At 44.5% G+C, this 16,983-nt stretch carries 11 protein-coding genes and 2 tRNA genes; 6 read left to right on the top strand and 7 right to left on the bottom strand.

The genetic code is table 11. The annotated features are described in order from the left end of the window. Positions 1-9: 9 nt before the first annotated feature. Positions 10-1,212, bottom strand: a complete 1,203-nt coding sequence (locus tag V202x_RS22170; RefSeq protein ID WP_145179022.1) for a sialidase family protein — start codon at positions 1,210-1,212, stop codon at positions 10-12. A 406-nt stretch (positions 1,213-1,618) separates the two neighbouring features. On the opposite strand from V202x_RS22170, the gene V202x_RS22165 reads away from it, so the two are divergent. From V202x_RS22165 to V202x_RS22155, 3 genes are all read left to right on the top strand, one after another. Then, complete coding sequence (locus V202x_RS22165) at positions 1,619-4,849, top strand: DUF1553 domain-containing protein (protein WP_145179021.1); 3,231 nt, start codon at positions 1,619-1,621, stop codon at positions 4,847-4,849. Between the two features lie 62 nt (positions 4,850-4,911). After that, the gene (locus V202x_RS22160; protein ID WP_145179020.1) at positions 4,912-6,303 is read left to right on the top strand and encodes a DUF1501 domain-containing protein; all 1,392 of its coding nucleotides are present in this window, start codon (positions 4,912-4,914) and stop codon (positions 6,301-6,303) included. Positions 6,304-6,463: 160 nt separating this feature from the next. After that, positions 6,464-7,159 (top strand): GntR family transcriptional regulator, encoded by a 696-nt coding sequence (locus V202x_RS22155; RefSeq protein WP_145179019.1) that lies wholly within the window; start codon positions 6,464-6,466, stop codon positions 7,157-7,159. 46 nt (positions 7,160-7,205) lie between these two features. On the opposite strand, the gene V202x_RS22150 is transcribed toward V202x_RS22155, so the two are convergent. Together V202x_RS22150 and V202x_RS22145 are read right to left on the bottom strand one after the other, a co-directional pair. Beyond that, positions 7,206-7,733, bottom strand: coding sequence for a carboxypeptidase-like regulatory domain-containing protein (locus V202x_RS22150; RefSeq protein ID WP_145179018.1), 528 nt, complete (start codon positions 7,731-7,733; stop codon positions 7,206-7,208). An 82-nt stretch (positions 7,734-7,815) separates the two neighbouring features. Continuing rightward, the gene (locus V202x_RS22145) at positions 7,816-8,910 is read right to left on the bottom strand and encodes a DUF1559 domain-containing protein (protein WP_315851512.1); all 1,095 of its coding nucleotides are present in this window, start codon (positions 8,908-8,910) and stop codon (positions 7,816-7,818) included. Between the two features lie 807 nt (positions 8,911-9,717). Here V202x_RS22145 and V202x_RS27615 point away from each other — a divergent pair. The 3 genes from V202x_RS27615 to V202x_RS22135 all read left to right on the top strand — a co-directional run bounded on the left by V202x_RS27615 (position 9,718) and on the right by V202x_RS22135 (position 10,522). Further along, positions 9,718-9,802: transfer RNA gene (locus V202x_RS27615), tRNA-Ser, on the top strand. 22 nt (positions 9,803-9,824) lie between these two features. Beyond that, positions 9,825-9,898 (top strand) — tRNA-His (locus V202x_RS22140). Positions 9,899-9,925: 27 nt separating this feature from the next. Then, positions 9,926-10,522 carry an HNH endonuclease gene (locus tag V202x_RS22135; RefSeq protein ID WP_145179017.1) on the top strand — a complete coding sequence of 199 codons (597 nt, stop codon included), beginning with the start codon at positions 9,926-9,928 and terminating at the stop codon, positions 10,520-10,522. 53 nt (positions 10,523-10,575) lie between these two features. Here the strand turns inward: V202x_RS22135 and V202x_RS22130 are convergent, their stop codons facing one another. From V202x_RS22130 to V202x_RS22115, 4 genes are all read right to left on the bottom strand, one after another. Next, complete coding sequence (locus tag V202x_RS22130; protein ID WP_145179016.1) at positions 10,576-13,323, bottom strand: DUF11 domain-containing protein; 2,748 nt, start codon at positions 13,321-13,323, stop codon at positions 10,576-10,578. A 273-nt stretch (positions 13,324-13,596) separates the two neighbouring features. Beyond that, positions 13,597-14,526 carry a DNA integrity scanning protein DisA nucleotide-binding domain protein gene (locus V202x_RS22125; protein WP_145179015.1) on the bottom strand — a complete coding sequence of 310 codons (930 nt, stop codon included), beginning with the start codon at positions 14,524-14,526 and terminating at the stop codon, positions 13,597-13,599. 365 nt (positions 14,527-14,891) lie between these two features. Then, entirely contained in the window at positions 14,892-15,770 is an 879-nt protein-coding gene (locus V202x_RS22120) for a DUF6263 family protein (RefSeq protein ID WP_145179014.1), read from the bottom strand. Between the two features lie 124 nt (positions 15,771-15,894). Further along, on the bottom strand, positions 15,895-16,755 hold the full coding sequence (locus tag V202x_RS22115; RefSeq protein WP_145179013.1) for an NAD(+)/NADH kinase: 861 nt from the start codon (positions 16,753-16,755) through the stop codon (positions 15,895-15,897). Between the last annotated feature and the right edge of the window lie 228 nt (positions 16,756-16,983).

Genomic DNA, 16,983 nt, shown 5'->3' with positions numbered 1-16,983 from the left:
GAAAAAGAATTACTTACTTTTCGCCAGTTGATCCAGTTCGGAAAGTTTGAGTCGTACACTGCGGATATAAGGCGGTTTGCCTTTGTCCCAATGGCCGTAGGTGGTAACGATGAAGGTGCCATCGGGTAGAACTTCCACGCCGGGGTAGGCACAGTCGGCGCCTTTGGTATTGTCTTTTAAGCGGACGTGATACTGTCCTTCGTTTCCTTTGACGAGATCATCGTAAGTTCCCACCCAGGCTACCCAGTCGCCTTCTGTGGGCGCGGTGTGACCTTTGGGGGTTTTACTGCGAAACGAGATGAGGAGTCGTCCACTGACGGGGTCGTATTTGCCGGTATGACGATCTCCGTTCAAGGAACCGGGAAGATCGCGGGGCTTCGTCCAGGTTATACCTTCATCGTCTGAGAAAATGATTTGTGAGTTATGCCGCCGACTGTTTTCTCTCAATAGAACAGCGAGTTGTTTTCTGTCTGGCGAACGAATGATGCCAGGCTCACAAATATGGTAGTCGGAGGATTTATGAACTGCTTCGGGATCAGACCAGGTTAAACCACCGTCGTTGGAAATCGTTTTATAAAGAGTGAAAGCGATCGGCGATTCCTGTTTGGAATTTTTGGAGATAAATCGGCCATCATCGTGAAACAGAGCCATATAATGGCCTTTGTCTGTTTTCAGCGGTTCGACACAACCCATGACGACGATGCCGCCCCAGTCACCGACCTGTTTGAGCTCGCTCCACGTTTTGCCATCATCTTCCGTAACTGCCATGCGTGTCGGATACAAACCGGAAAACATGATGATTCGTTTTTTACCATTGGCATCAATGACTCGATGTAAGGTCGGAACTTCTCTCGATGTCGCCCAAGATGCGGGAGTCGGGAGACGTTCGCTCCAAGTTTTACCAGCGTCATTAGAGCGTTTATAAATAATGCCCCCCTTCCCGTGCCCTTTAGGATAGACACAGAGCATCGTCTTGTTGTCTTCGAGCAGCACGGTTGTAGGGTGTCCCAAGTATTGACCTTCCTCTCGATCAACGACGATTTGGCGATCCGTTTCAACGTTGAGGTCAACATAAGGAATCGTAAATCCGGGTTGCTGTGGTTTTGCTTGAGTGGTACCGGGTTCAGATGCAAACGAAGATTGAAACCAACAGCAAATAGTAGTTAGAACCATCAGAATTAGACTCGTACGAGTGAGCGCTTTTAATAACATTACAAGTCCTTACTGTCAGCGAGCATTGATGGATTTCAGAGTGCCGCTATTTGGATCTCATTCTCAATCTCCAAGATTGACTGCATGATCTATCCGCAACAAAAATGCGTTTATTCACCCTAACGAGGAATGAATTTCGCTTCAATATCCGTTTTCAGAATATGTAGAAACATGAAGCATTGTTGCTCCATTTGAAGAATCGAATGATGAATAACCCGTACTAAAAAACCTTGAATATTGTTCGATTCAGGTGCTTTTTTAAATAATATATTGTTATTCCCGATTTTTCCCGATATGATATAAATGCTACTTGATGTATCTGATTGTGATACAACAAGATAGATTACAGAGTTCCTCAGCCTGTTTGGCTTATTCCCACCTGACCTCAACCATCGTAGACATGATCATGAAAACTTTGCAAAAAGTGACATTCGGCATCGTATTCACGGGTCTTTTCGGTTTACTGACTCCCGCGCTTTTCGCAGCAGAGTCGCAGCCAGATCAAGCGGGGCTTGATTTCTTCGAAAAGAAGATTCGTCCTGTTTTGATTCAGCACTGTTATGAGTGCCATTCTGAAGATACCAAAAATCTTAAAGGGAGTTTGTTACTGGATTCAAAACACGGGTTATTAAAAGGTGGTGACTCGGGGGCAGCTCTTGTTCCAGGTAAACCGGCAGAAAGCCTGTTACTCGAAACCTTACGTTATGGCGAAGATAGTTATCAAATGCCTCCCAAAGGCAAGCTACCCGATGCAGTGATTGCCAATTTTGAAAAATGGATCGCAATGGGCGCTCCCGATCCACGCAACAAAACGAGCAAGAAACAAGTCAAAGCAGAAATCGATTTTGCCAAAGCACGTGAGTTCTGGTCGTTCCAAGCTCCAAAGAGCCAGCCAGCTCCAGCGGTGAAACAGCAGAAATGGCCGCTTAACAAAATCGATTACTTTATTCTGGCCGCTCAGGAGTCAAAAGGTTTTTCTCCTGCTCCCGCGGCTGATAAACAGACTTTAATTCGTCGTGCCTATTTCGATTTAATTGGTCTGCCTCCCACGCCGGAAGAAGTCCAACAGTTTGTGAATGATTCTTCTCCACAGGCCTATGAAAAACTGATTGATCGGTTGTTAAGCTCTCCCCATTATGGCGAACGCTGGGGACGCCATTGGCTCGACGTTGCACGTTATGCAGAAGACAACACCAATATGGGACCACACAACGGTCCTTATCCTCACGCGTATCGTTATCGCGATTGGGTCATCAAAGCGTTCAATGATGATGTGCCCTATGACAAGTTCATCATCCGTCAATTGGCAACCGACTTCCTACCGGAAACAGGTCCCGAAGATTACCCCGCGTTGGGTTATATGGGTTTGGGGCCTTCCTACCATAAAGAAGTCGCGCTTTCCCGACTCACGCTGGAAAATCGATATGCGGATGACTGGGAAGACCGTGTCGACAGTCTGTGTCGTGGTTTGTTGGGTCTGACCATGGCCTGTGCCCGTTGTCATGATCATAAATATGATCCGTTGACTGTCGAAGATTATTATGGCATCGCAGGAGTTTTTGCGTCGGTTCGACAGACGACGCGCCCCATCATTCCCGATGCAGAAATTGCGAAAACGCAACCTGCCCGCGATAAAGCAGATAAATTCACAAAACAAAATTTAGCACTGACTGAAAAAATCAGAACATGGAATAAGCGAAACGCCTTACTGAAAGAAATCATTAAAAAGTCGCCGAAACCAGAGGCGACTTTGATCGCACCGCGACCAGATATTAAAAAGCAGGAGATTATTAAATTTCTTCCCCCAGCAGAAGAATTAAAGCAGAACACGGCCCAGATCGCCAAATCCAATAAGACCATCAAAGAGAATAAGGCGAAAATTGCTGACATCAAAAAAGCAACTCCCGGTTTTGATCTGCCACTGGCTGACGCGCTCACTGAAGAGCAAATTCGAGTTGAAGAAATCACAGCAGACCGGATGAAGATCGTCTATTATCCCAATAAGCCGCGCGACTTAAATGTGTTCATCCGCGGAAGTGCCAACAACCTGGGAAAACTTGTGCCTCGACGATTTGTGCAAGTGCTTTCAAAAGAGAAACCAAAGCCCTTTAAAAATGGGAGTGGTCGACTGGAACTGGCGCATAGTATTGCCAACCGCGACAATCCTCTGACGGCGCGAGTCATGGTGAATCGAGTGTGGCTACACCATTTTGGTGAAGGTCTGGTTGATACACCGAGTAACTTTGGAAAAACGGGAGCCCTTCCCAGTCACCCGGAATTGTTGGACGATCTCGCTGTCTGGTTTATGGATCAGGGTTGGTCGATCAAAAAGTTACATCGACGGATCATGTTATCAGCCACGTATCGGCAAACTTCCAATGTCGCATTGTCGGAAGCACAGAAGATCACTGATCCGAATAATCGGCTTTTGTCTTATTTCAATCGAAGACGACTGGAAGCGGAAGTCTACCGAGATGCGTTATTAGTGGCCGGCGCTAATCTGGATCTGAAACAATCTGGGCCTTCCGGCGATATTGACGATTCCAAATTTGATCGGCGCGGTGTTTATGCCATGGTCTCGCGTCACAAACTGAGCACATTCTTACAATCTTACGATTTTCCTGATCCCGCCATCCATGCCGCCCGACGTGCCAATACGACGACACCATTACAACAACTATTTGTATTGAATTCGCCGTTTGTCAGGCAGCAAGCTCAAAAACTGGCGAAAAGACTGGAAGGCGAGTCTTCAGAAAAACGAATCGATGCCATTTATCAGATGTTATTCTCACGTGCGCCCACACGTTCTGAAATGCAGATTGGCTTACAGTTTCTAGAACAGATTGATTCCACGGGCACACCCACTCCCACCGTTGAACAGATCCCGACATTTGCTGGCAAACGTATTAAAGCGAATGTCAAAGAACTGGGTGACCATTATTCGGTTGAACTTTGGGTGAAAAACCAAATCCCCAATGACCAGCGTATCATCACCGGTTATTTCTTTTCACGCGGCAAAGATTCTGCTCCCAAGGCAGCCGGCGACCATTTAGGTATTGCGGGAAAATATCGCCCCAACAAAGAAGGTCGGCTCTTTTTCTACAACGGTGATCAAAAAAGACAATCACTTTTCGGAAACACAGTGATTCAACCGGGGACCTGGAATCATGTTGTCATGGTTCGCGACCAGCAAAATATTCGGGTTTATCTCAACGGAAATTCGAAACCGGAAATTTCAGGAAAAGCGAAGCCGGGGTATGAATCAGGTGTTTCGGAAATCATTATCGCTGGTCGGAATGATAATTTTTCTAATTTCCATGGGCAGCTGGGGGCGGTAGCGGTATTTAATCGTGTTTTGAATCCCAATGAAATTCAAAAACATTTTCAAGCAGCCAAGCTGGAAAAAGACGAACTTGCCCATGCAGAGTATCTGGCTTCGATTTTGGAGTCAGACCCGCTCTCCTGCTGGCCATTACGAACTGACAATCCGCATTTTTCTCAAGCTGTTGATATCACCAAAAATAAAAATAACGGGACTTACGAAGGGCGGCAGGATGCTGATCCCAAGAAGCTTACCCCTTGGCAACGATACTGTCAGGCTCTGCTCTGCAGTAATGAAATGATGTTTGTTGACTAATGTTTCCATCCTCGTTGTTACATCGATTCAAATTTATTTGATAAGCTAAAGAGACTCAGAAGATGATCAATACAAGCAGACATGGAATATTGACCCGACGCGAAATTCTGCAGAAAGTGGGCAGCGGATTTGGCATGATGAGTCTGGCTGGCATGCTTTCCACTTTGGACGCAGCCCCCAAAAAAATACCGCAGCAAACTCCCCATTTTGCTCCCAAAGCAAAACGTGTCATCTTTTTGTTTATGAGTGGCGGCCCTTCTCAGGTTGATACCTTTGATCCGAAACCTGCCTTGAAAAAGTACGAGGGACAGCGCCCCGCGGCGGCAAATATTCGAACTGCTTCCAAAACAATGGGCTTACTCCCTTCACCGGTCAAGTTTATCAACTCGGGAAAGTCAGGCATTCCCGTTTCAGAACACCTTCCCAACATTGCCAAACATGTCGATGATATGGCGATTATTCGCTCAATGCACACCGATTTTCCCAATCATGCGCCAGCGCTGTGCATGATGAACTTAGGAACGCTCACGCCCACTCGTCCCAGTCTCGGTTCATGGTTAACCTATGGTCTGGGAACTGAGAATCAGAACTTGCCTGGTTTTCTTGCTTTGTGTCCCGGTAAGCCCGTGGTTGGTCCTAAATTATGGGGAAGTGCATTTTTACCAGGCAAGCACCAGGCAACACACATCAATAATAAGGATCTGACGCCAGAGAAAATGATTCCCTATTTGAAGAATGAGGCATTGACTCCGGAAGAACAGAAAAAACAATTGGACCTGGTACTGGCAATCAATAAACAGCACCTCAATAACAGAGTGGGAGACAGTGCCCTTGAAACACGAATTAAATCAATGGAACTGGCTTACCGGATGCAGTTTGCAGCAACGGATGCATTTGATATTTCGCAAGAGCCTGAAAAATTACAGGAAGCCTACGGTAAGAGTGAATTCTCAAAATCTTGCCTTTTGGCCCGCCGCTTAAGCGAACGTGGTGTGCGATTTGTCCAAGTCTACTATGGAAATCGACAACCATGGGATACACACAGTAATCATGACAAGAGTAATGAGCGACTTTGTAAAGACATTGATCGACCAATTGGCCAATTGATGACTGACTTGAAACAACGGGGTTTACTGGATGAAACGCTCATTGTCTGGGGAGGCGAGTTCGGCAGGACTCCGACTGCGCAAGGAGGCATCAATGGACGGGATCACAACCCGTTTGGATTCTGCATGTGGCTGGCGGGTGGCGGAATCAAAGGTGGTGTTGTACATGGTGAATCGGATGAATTCGGGTTCCGCGCCATGCAGGACAAAGTACATGTCCACGATCTACACGCCACGATTTTGCATCTTCTTGGCATTGACCATGAACGGCTGACTTATCATTATTCAGGGCGAGATTTTCGCCTGACTGATGTGGCTGGAGAAGTTGTACAAAATATCATTGCCTGAGGAATCTAATCAATAAGACTCCCTTTTTTCAGGTATGTTGTAGTCCTTTTTCAGAACTTATTGCAGCCCCTCTTTTAACTGCCTCTCACATCATATATAATATACACAATGCTTTTAGTGCGATATTGTAAGCATTTACACGGCCATTCAAGGAAATGTCATGTCTACTACCAATCTACCTGGATCGTTCTCCATGGTTCCCAGAGGGAATATCCGTGAGGTTGTCGTGCAACGAATTCTGGCAGCGGTCATTCGAGACGAATTTCCCGTTGGACACCGGATGGTGATTCAAAATCTAGCCGAGCAATTTGGAGTCAGCGCTACCCCTGTTCGAGAGGCTCTGGTCGAATTGGCTTCGATCGGGATTGTTGAAAACCTTCCCAACCGTGGCGCGGTAATGCGTGAATTTGGAGTCACTCAAATCCGTGAAATTTACCAACTTCGAAGAATTTTGGAAGTTGAAGCGATTCGAACAGCGTGTGGGAATATTGAACCAAGACTTCTCTCAGAAATGTCAGATGAGTTTGCGACGATTGCCAAAGAGCCTCGGGGCGATAGTTGGTCACAAAAAGCAATGTTGCTCGATATCAAGCTACATACATTGATTGCAGATCATTGTGGTAGTGTTCGCTTGCAAGATGAGTTACGCCGATACAATACCCTGGTTCAAGCGATTCGCGAAGTTGTTGACAATGAAAGTCAGGCACAAGAAATTGCGCTCTCGGACCACAAACAAATCATCAAAGCGCTACAGTCAAACGATTGTGATCTCGCTGCACAAACAATGGAAAAACATATCTGTAACACAGCAAATTTAGTTGAAAAATTAATGCAGGAACGTCTCCAAAACAAGTAAGCTGAGTTGGTGACTTCTTTCAACAATGACATTGAGATCGGTCGGATTATTTCAAATCAAATTGGAAATGGTTATCCAGCTCAGGATCCACTTTCGCTTCCAACTTTGAAACGGTTACATCAGAATACTGTCGCGGAATCATTTGCGTTAGTTCTGGCGGGGTTTGTGCCTGCGTCAGAACTCCACCAGCGGATACAATTTTGTCAGCCTCTGTGACTTTTGCTTGATACTCTTCTTCTGTCATCTTTCCGGGAGGAACCATTTTCAAAATGGTAACTTTGTAAGTTCCCGGAACAACACCATTTCTTTCGTCTCGAGGTCCGAAGTAGGATTTGAGTTCAAATTCTCCCAGCTCGTCAGTCGTGGCATTAATTGTTGCATTCGCTGATTTTATTTCTGGATTATAAAAAACAACTGAAGCTCCCTTCACGGGTTCACCTTTAAATAAAACCGCGCCTTTGACAGGAACTGTTTCCGGTATTTCACGAGTGTCTGACGAACAGCCAGTCAGGAAACCAGTTACAAAAAAAATTAACGTGATGCTGATTCGGTGAAGACAATTAATGCAAAACATGATTAAAAGCCTCGTAAAATTGTAATTCTGAATTTGGAAATGACACACGTGCAATCGTGCAACGCCGGGGTGAGGATGTTTTTTAGAACTCACCAACCGTCTCAGTTCCATTTTTCGTACCGAGTGCTCCCCAAATCCCGTAATGGCTTGGGCCACTCGTGGCTGGTGCTGCGCCTAAGTTTCCTGTGTCGATATTTTCACTGACAAAACGTACGGCGCCATCAGCCAGGAGAACATGTGCGCCTCCTTCGTGATAACTACTGGCACTCGCAAGTGCCCAACTATCGCCGTGTGTATTCGACATGCATGAAGGACTATTGGGAGGTAATACTGTACAGAATCCAGCAAAATGTGGTTGACCATGTTGCCACATCCCCCCCATATGTCTGTCTTTCTGGACGCTCTGACCTGCGTTGTAGAATCCTCCACTGGCGGTTGTAAAACAGGTATTCGGTGCTGTGAGAACCGAGCTCACACCATTGGCAGCCAAACCACGGACATCTCTATCATTTCCAGAGTAGATACCCCGTTCTGCTAACATGATTGTATTACTGGCACCGTCGATAATATCTCGAAAGCGAGTACTGGATTGAAATCCAAAAATCCCTCTTGTATTTCTGACACCCCAATTATTAATCGTGTCCCCCATACAAAAGACGTAGCTTTGTGGGACCGTCCAGCCAAAATTTCGATAGGCGGCAGGTGCCGGATTCGAAGGACAAAGTATTAATGAAAGCTTTGCTTTCCAGGGGGCGTAACCACTGTCATCCCGTGAAGAGCCAAATGCCGGGTAGCTTCCCAGCGGTGAGGCGATCTGATTAAACAAGGGTGCCTGATCAATATAAGGCAACAAGCCAATGAATCCACTGACACGACTTTCATTTCCACTTCCAAACGTGCCCGTCCCACAGCCATCAGTGACGGGACTACCTCCAAAACAGCGACCATTTGCAGTTCCCCCCATCATATGGACAAAAACGCCAAAGGTATCATGATAATTGTGCAATGCCAAACCGATTTGTTTGAGATTATTCTTGCACGTAGATCGACGTGCTGCTTCTCTCGCCTGTTGTACAGCTGGTAAGAGAAGCGCGATCAGTATCGCAATAATCGCGATAACGACCAGTAATTCAATCAGAGTAAAACCATTCTGCTTACGGGGCTTGGATAAGATCACTTTCAATCTCCTCAGACAAATACAAGACTACAGATTGATGCACATTGATAAAACCTAAATATAATATATTATATATGATATAAATTGTATAATAAGGTCAATAGAGATTGTCCTGATCTCTTAAACTTTTCATGAATTTTGCAAGGGATCTTGGAAGCGTAGCTGACAAAGCATTGTATTCTTTCGTACACATTCTTGCTAAATTGTATCTCACTTCTTTGACAGGCCTATGTATTTCCACCGAGGTCAAATGAAACAAAGCGTCTGCCCTTTACGAATTCGAAGTTAATTGCGATCTATTTTTCTTCTTCGAATTGAACACTGGAAATACCAACCCAAATTTAGGTTTGATTTCGTTTGCGGTATCCAAAAAATTCAATTTATCACGAACTTTTATTCGGGGATTACGTCTTAGTTGAAACAAAGGAATTCTGAGTTGAGATCAGTAAGTAAAGGAGCAGACAGTAAAGTGTTAATGCAAAGGCGACTGTTTTGTTATGGCATGGGAGAAGTGCATTATTCCAGATTCAATGATGATGAGTACGGTCTCCAGCTCTGCTTGTAACACCTGGCATTTGTAATTTCGAGTCTGTATATCGCCTGGTGTTCTCACGACATCAGGTTTTTTTATTTTCTGGAATTGGTAGTCGACGAGGATTCGAGTGCACATGCATTGAATTCTCAACCTTTTGATCTAATGGACGGGATACAGGCCTTTGAAATCAAAGATGTGTATTCAATTCTCGCAGGGGATACTAAGAAACGGAAATGCGTTCGATTGATTAAACACTGAAGGTTTGTCTTTCAGGAAGTCATCCGGCTGGATGAGGAGCTTGTCTTGAAAACAAGTGGCGATCAAAATCGTTTGTGGGTTCGAGTCCCACGGCTTCCGCTTTTTGTAGAAATTCGATATGGTGTTCGTAGTGTAATGGTTTTGCACGTAACACTGTGAATGTTAAAGAGGTGGGTTCAATTCCCCCCGAACACCCTTTTTTAAATGATCAGGACTGAAATCATGGTAGCATCAACATTGGAACGACCAACGCTGATACTGAATCGGAATTGGCAACCTGTGGGGGTTACAACCGTTGCCCGTGCCGTTGTCAAAATCTGGAACGAGAGCGCGTTGATCGTCGACCCTGCTGACTATCAAACATATTCGTGGTCAGATTGGGCAAAGTTACATCCAAATGACGATGAATTGTCGATTCAAAGTAGTCACTCACGATTTCGGGTACCAGAAGTGATTACGCTTTTGAAGTATGATCGAGTCCCCCGTAATGTTGTGACGTTCAGCCGCCGAAATGTTTTCAAGCGTGACCGTTATACGTGCCAGTACTGTGGTTGCCAACCAGGCAGCGAAGAACTCACAATCGATCACGTATTGCCGCGGTCTCAAGGTGGCGAAACTTCATGGGAGAATTGTGTCCTGGCTTGTGTGGAATGCAATTCGAAGAAGGCCGCCCGAACGCCATCGCAAGCGAGGATGAAATTGCAAAAAGAACCAATTCGTCCGAAGTGGAAACCCTTTTATGCGATGCAAAGCATACGAATCGACAGCTGGTTCCGCTTCATCAGTGAGTCCTATTGGAATGTTGAATTGGAAACATGAATAGAGCAAGTGCTTCTCGAAACTCAAAGGGGAAGCACTTGCTTCCATGTTGCCTACTGAAGTTTATCTAATACCGGGATGGCTTCTTCCTGATTGAGAGGTTTTTCCATTTGCCTGGACTGGACTTGAACTAACACTCGCGCATCGCCTTTATTTCGAGCAGCCAGAAAGAGTTCAAAGTTCAATGCTTTTTTTGCTGGTAACTCCTGAGTCGATTCAAAAATCACATAGGATCCTGCTTGTTTGTATTTTGCAGGTCCCTTTGCAGAGAGAAACATCAATTCTTGTGGGATTTTGACCCGGAATTCGACATTCGTAGCTGAGGCACTGCCTTGATTCAGCAGCTGTACTTGCATTGCCATTTTTTCGCCTACTTCAAGTGGCCCTTTTAACTCGCTTGTTTCCAATTTCAGTAAAGGTTGGCCAATAATTGTCGTTTCTGACTGTAGATTTACTGCAAACTTACTACTTTTATCAATGACAACCTGAACGGTACTGAGCGCTTTTCCCACGGTCGTTGGTTCTAATTCAATGGACAACATGTGTTGATCACTGGCTGGTAATTCAAGAATATCCCATTGTACGACTTTACGAACTGGATCAAATTGCCCGTTGGCTGATGCAGAAATAAATTTCATACCAGGAGGAATTGATTCAAAAACAGAGATGTTTTGTATTGGCTGTTCTGAATTGTTGGCGATAATGTTTTCATACTTGGCCGAGCGTCCAAGATATCTGTTTTTGGGGCCTTTTCGAGTTAATAAAATTCTCTCACCATTACCGACAACCTTAAGGGGAACTTCGGTTTCCGCTTTTAGATTTCCATCTCCAATAACACTGGAAACATTCTTACCTGAACCGGGTTTGATTGCCTTTAATTTCAGTTGAATCTGTTTAGTTTCACCGGCAGGAATCACACCGACACTGTATTCAATATCATCCCCCCCGGGATGCGAAAATTGAGGTGGAATGAGACTACGGACATACACATTTTTTGCATCACCCGATCCTGAATTTGTAATCGTATAATTAACAACAGTGATCTCACCGGGTTTAACAGCCTCTGGAGAATCGGATTTGATAATCAGCTTCGGCGATGTAATTTTTGTTGCCGCAGCAACTTCAGTCACAAAATTCACCGTTGCGACACTTCCAATTTGGCCTGCTTTTTCAGGTATAATTCGAATGGATATTTTCTTTTCAACTCCTGGTCCCATTGAACCTAAGCGCCAAATGATGCGATCATTGATTTGTTCTGCACGCGGAATTGTTCCGGTAAGCTTTGCGCCTTTAGGAATACGGTCTTCGACGACCACTTCCTGTGCAGAAGTGGTTCCAATATTTTTAACGAGTACATGGTAAATAAATGGTTCTCCCAAGACTGCTTCGGGAGGTGCCATTTTTTGAATCGTCATTTTAGGGGAATGAATTTTCTGTTGAACCTTTAGTTTTGCTGGTTCATGTGGAACAGGTTGATTCTCTTCAACAAGGCTCAAAGGCTTTGGTTCCGGGCTCGGAGCGAGTTCGACAGGATCAAGAGTTGCTTCAGTGACTTTCCTGGGCCCACTTTCGATCGTAAACAGGGGAGGCGCTTCAGGACTCGACTTTTCTTTACGTTTTTTTATGACAACGACATCTGAAGACTTCTTTTCAGAGGCAGGCTCTTGTTTTGGCTTAGGATCACTATTAAATGGCGATCTATCCTTATCGAGTTGAATTGAGTTATCTGTAATCTCTTTTACTTCAGGATTTTTAGTTGTGATTTGTGGAGCAGTCCCAATTTCATCTGGCTTATCAGGAACGGGCTCTATTGATTTCGCACTTGATTCTGTAGTAAATGGATTGAATTCCGGTTCTACTTCGGGAGTTAATTGTTGTTTCGGTGGGATCGAAAGTGTCTTCGTTTCTGATTTTTGATCAGGAACTGTCATAAACGGATTGGAATCGATGGTAGGAGTGTCGTTAGTACTATTTTCGATTACCTCAAACGGTGACTTATTATTCTCAAGTTTCTTAACAGGCAGTTCTTCTTCTGTAAATGGGTTTTCTTCAACTTGAGTTTGTTCAACCGGCTGAATTTTCTGATCTGACAAACGGGGTTGATCTGACGCTGCGTCAGCTTGTTTAAACGGATTCACTGAATTTTCTTTGCCGGGAATCTTTTCAACTGGGTTCGTTTCTTTAGAAAGCGAGCTTGCAGTTGAATCCGAAGCTGGTAAACCAAACTGTGGGCCTGTCTTAAACTCTGATTGAGTTGGAGTAAGTGACTCCACTTTTTCAAGAGGTGTTTTTACCGAATCCGAAAAGGGATTCTCGGTGGCTTCGGACACTTTCATTTCTGAAGATTCACGGAAGTCAAGACCTTTGGGAGGGGCTTCAAAAGTCGTCCCCTTCTTGGACTCATTAACTTCAGCCACTTTCTGGTCATCGGTTACAACTTCATCAGAAGCTGCCATAAGTTTAATCTTGGAAGACTTTGTGTTCGGTTCAAATGGTATTTCGCGTGTCTTTTTTTTCTGAGTAGGTAACAGTTTTGCAGTGCGGGCTGTCAATTCAGAAAGCTCAGCAGGTACTTTACTGAGAGGAATTTTAAGTGGAGCTGTATTTTTTTCCGTTTGATTTTTCACGGCTGAAGGGGCATCGGGAGGTGAGTTATTATCCACACCATCCAACGATTCTAATTGACTCACTTGGCTTTCATCAGCACCAGTCTGCATTCCCTTCTGTGCCTGAAGGAACATCAAAAAACCCAGACCAACGACTCCAGAAACGGCGATGAGTTTGATTGCTACATTCGACATGGGACTCCCTTCCCGCTGAACAAGCTCTTAAGTAATACAAATTGTATTGAAGCTGATAGCAAACCCGAGATAAAAATCTTTCAACCTAAGCTGAAGTGATTATTGGTATCTTTAGCTCACACTAAAACTATCGAAGAAATTCAAGGATTGCTTCTTGCGAGGGATTCATAGCAAATATTACAAATCATGGGAAGAGAATATTTGAGAAAATTTACGTATCTGCTTTCAAAAATTGATGATACGGAAATGAGTCGATTGACTAGATATTGAGATTTACTCTGTTTGAGGTGGTTCAGTATCAAAATCAAACCACTTCATCGCACTGCTCATCGGTTCGATCCTCAGTACAACATATCCATCTTGAAAGATACGAACAGTCCCCGTTGACTCTGAAACAGCAATCGCAATTGCTCCAGTCGATTTAGAGATGGCTGCAGCAGCCCAATGTCGCGCTCCTAAACCTTTAGAGAGAGTCAGACCCTCTGCTGAAGCGTTCAAAATACGACCTGCAGATTGCGCAATCCCCTCAGAGCTGATAATAAATGCTCCATCAATTTGTGCCAGCTCTTTCATGCTTTCTTTGACACGTGGATTACTCACAACCCGATCTTTTTGTGAGTAGCCTTTAAACGGGTCATGGACCTGCTCATGCGAAAGACTTAAGACTTTGCGATGATTTCCTACTACGAATAAGGCACCAACGGGTTTTCCTTCACGGCCTTCCCGACCGATTTCGACAGCTAAATCAACGACTGTACGTAACGTCTGCAAAGGAACTTTGGTTTCCAATCTTTGTAAATCACGCGAAGTCAGTTTCGCTAAGTGATCTGCAAGACTAACGATACTTAGGGAATCAGCGTATTCTCTCTCGAATCCTGCATAAAGGGCAATGATTCGTTCGCCTGATGCCAAAAATTCATCTGCAATCGCTTCTAAAATCGCCTGGCTGATTTGAACTTGCCGTGTTTGTGGTTCGTGAATCAAAGGTACTAAGGCGATGCCGTCTTCCTGAGCAGCGCGCTGAACGTCAGGCTTATCAGACGAAACGACGAGACGTAACTTCCCCAAAGACTTCTTGATTTCCAGAAAATCATAGGGGATATCAGCTAACAGGAAGACGACTTCGATCTCACACTCACTAGCCAATCGTTTGGCGGCTTTCAACAAGCTAGATAATTGTGGAGAGAGCTCAACTCGTTGCATGTCCGGTCTCAGTGGGAGTAGATAACCTATTATCGCTTTTTACTTTATACTTTCGCGCACTTTAGGTATCTGACTAGTTTGCACCAGCAACAGCATCCTCAAAAAAATTCGTGGTTAATTCGAGACGCCCAAGAAGTGTTCATTTGAACCATCCACCAGGGCAGTGAGAATATGGCTATTTGCAGTCACTTGCCTACCTTCGCGTCGCTGCTCTCTCAGTGTAAAATAATTGACGTCAGCGTCAACTCATAAGTGATTGCCAGCTCTGAAAAAAAGCAGTCTCGTCTTAAGTTTGGAATGCAATAGAGAATTTTTTCCATAGTTCCTCAGCTTGAGAGCAAACCAAGTTTGTAAAGTTCAATTCTTTATTGAGCTTCAGACTTCTTGTTTTCCTGGGCAATCTCTGTGGGATCCACCAATGTTTCTACCCGAGACGAAATGGCTCGCATTGCCCCTTGCCCCTGAAATATCCCTACCTGCGCTTTATCAAGAAAAACGTCTTGTAAAACTATGATCCCCTTCTCGATATCCATTTTAATGGTCCCGGACGGTGTTTTTTGAATTAATTGTAGCCCAATTTTAGGATCATTTTGCCGTGTCAGAATCTTCGTTTTGAATTTGATTTCAGCAATTTGGTCTTTTACAGTTTCCAATGTGAAAGTTCGTCTGATTGGAATTTTTTTTCTTAATTTTTTTCCAACAGCAACTTCGATCTCATAATCTTCTTTCCAGGTATCGCCGATTTTTACTTCCTTTTCCGGGAGTGGAATCAAGAATCCCTGGTTTTCTGGTTTTGAGTCACCTGCTTTTGGAATGATCGTTCCTAATGGGGAATAGACTATCCGAGTTGGTTTACCGATTGTTTCTCGTATTTTCTCATATTGTTTCAGGTCTTTTTGTTTTGGGTCTTGGGAGTCAAAAGTTGCCGGTGCCTGTTTATCAAACTGCGCACTCATTTGCACACGGTCAATCATAGTTTCCAGAGTGCCATTTCCCTTTTCATCAACCCATACCACACGATAGTGTTTTTCGGTTTTGGCGGTGTTGATTGTAGTTTGTTTGTTCTGGTTCAGTTCCACTGATATTTTGTTCTCTGAATCGACCGTATAATGCACGAACTGGGAAGGCGTAAATTTATAGCGTAAAAGGTATTGCGCTGCATCTTCCTCTGCAAAAGTAAGATTGTAAGATACAGAGGAACAAATCAAACTCAAAGATAGTACGCAGAACACAAAGGACCGCATCAGGGACTCCTTCCCTTAGTGAAAATGGGTTACTAAATTCCTTAACCTTTGCTGAGACTAACACATCGATGAAATTATGGGGAGGTCATTTTTTCGGAAGTCAGAAGAAATTCATCGGCAGACATCATTCAGCACCATATTTCGGCTGCCCCCCCCAGCCCAACTTGCGATTGAGCCGAGAATAGTAGTTGAAACCGGGGATACGCGCGAGTTTAAATGCGACAGTCGCTTTTGAAATTTCCAGACGGTCCCCGGAAGAATAAGGCACTTTGATTTGCCCGTCAATCACCAGCATCGCGCCTGGTGGAACATTGGCAGCAGTCAAAGAATAAAGGGCATTCGCATTGTCAACTAAAGGACGATTCGAGGGGGTGTGCGGGCAAATTGGTGTGATCACAAACGCCTGAAGGTCCTGTTTCAGAATCGGACCTCCTGCCGATAAACTATGTGCCGTCGATCCAACAGGAGTACTGATGATGAGCCCATCTCCGCTATAGGTCGTGACTAATTCATTATCTATAGCCAATTCCACATCAATCATTGACATGGCACCTGCTGAACTAATTACAACTTCATTGAGCCCCAAATAGGAATTAGTCGTTCCGTCAGCCAGATGATGTTTGCATTCAAACATTAAGTGCTCAACAATTTTGTACTTTCTTTCGAGTATCAGCGGGAAGTTCTTGCAGAAACCTTCAGGGGTCAAGTCAGCTAAAAAACCTAACCGCCCCAGATTAATTCCGATCATCGGTAGTTGGTTCAGGCTCATCTGACGGCAGGCCCTGAGGATGGCTCCGTCACCACCGAGCACAATCACCAAATCCGCATCGGAGTTATCTGGATCGAAGTCTTCGATAACTGAAACTGAAGAGACATAGACAGAAGGTTGTGCTTTGAGATACTGATGGATTTGATCCCAGGCTGTTTGTATATGCGTACTTTGATCACGCTGAAGAAACATGATATTTAAAGGGCGATCAGACATATCCCACTTTCAGAGCAGAATCAAAGATTGATGAAGACTATGATATGCCCGGTATTATATGCATCTTTCAGGTTGTATCCAATGTCACGTCCTTAGTTCTTAAACAACGCTGAAAATTATTGTTAGTCAAAAAACAGACGAAATGCAAAAGGGATCGAGTTCGAGAGGATCTCATCTCAACAAGCCCTGCTCAACTGTGAATTTGATTGCCGATCGACTAGAATTCAT

Origin of the sequence: Gimesia aquarii (genome assembly GCF_007748175.1) — a bacterium.
Lineage (GTDB): Bacteria > Planctomycetota > Planctomycetia > Planctomycetales > Planctomycetaceae > Gimesia > Gimesia aquarii_A.
Note: the sequence above shows the minus strand (reverse complement) of the source record. Positions and strands in the feature narration are given on the sequence as shown.

Bases quoted from the DNA above. Each gene is read 5' to 3' on its own strand.
- V202x_RS22170 (WP_145179022.1), bottom strand. From the start codon at position 1,212: ATGTTATTAAAAGCGCTCACTCGTACGAGTCTAATTCTGATGGTTCTA.
- V202x_RS22165 (WP_145179021.1), top strand. From the start codon at position 1,619: ATGAAAACTTTGCAAAAAGTGACATTCGGCATCGTATTCACGGGTCTT.
- V202x_RS22160 (WP_145179020.1), top strand. From the start codon at position 4,912: ATGATCAATACAAGCAGACATGGAATATTGACCCGACGCGAAATTCTG.
- V202x_RS22155 (WP_145179019.1), top strand. From the start codon at position 6,464: ATGTCTACTACCAATCTACCTGGATCGTTCTCCATGGTTCCCAGAGGG.
- V202x_RS22150 (WP_145179018.1), bottom strand. From the start codon at position 7,733: ATGTTTTGCATTAATTGTCTTCACCGAATCAGCATCACGTTAATTTTT.
- V202x_RS22135 (WP_145179017.1), top strand. From the start codon at position 9,926: ATGGTAGCATCAACATTGGAACGACCAACGCTGATACTGAATCGGAAT.
- V202x_RS22130 (WP_145179016.1), bottom strand. From the start codon at position 13,323: ATGTCGAATGTAGCAATCAAACTCATCGCCGTTTCTGGAGTCGTTGGT.
- V202x_RS22125 (WP_145179015.1), bottom strand. From the start codon at position 14,526: ATGCAACGAGTTGAGCTCTCTCCACAATTATCTAGCTTGTTGAAAGCC.
- V202x_RS22120 (WP_145179014.1), bottom strand. From the start codon at position 15,770: ATGCGGTCCTTTGTGTTCTGCGTACTATCTTTGAGTTTGATTTGTTCC.
- V202x_RS22115 (WP_145179013.1), bottom strand. From the start codon at position 16,755: ATGTCTGATCGCCCTTTAAATATCATGTTTCTTCAGCGTGATCAAAGT.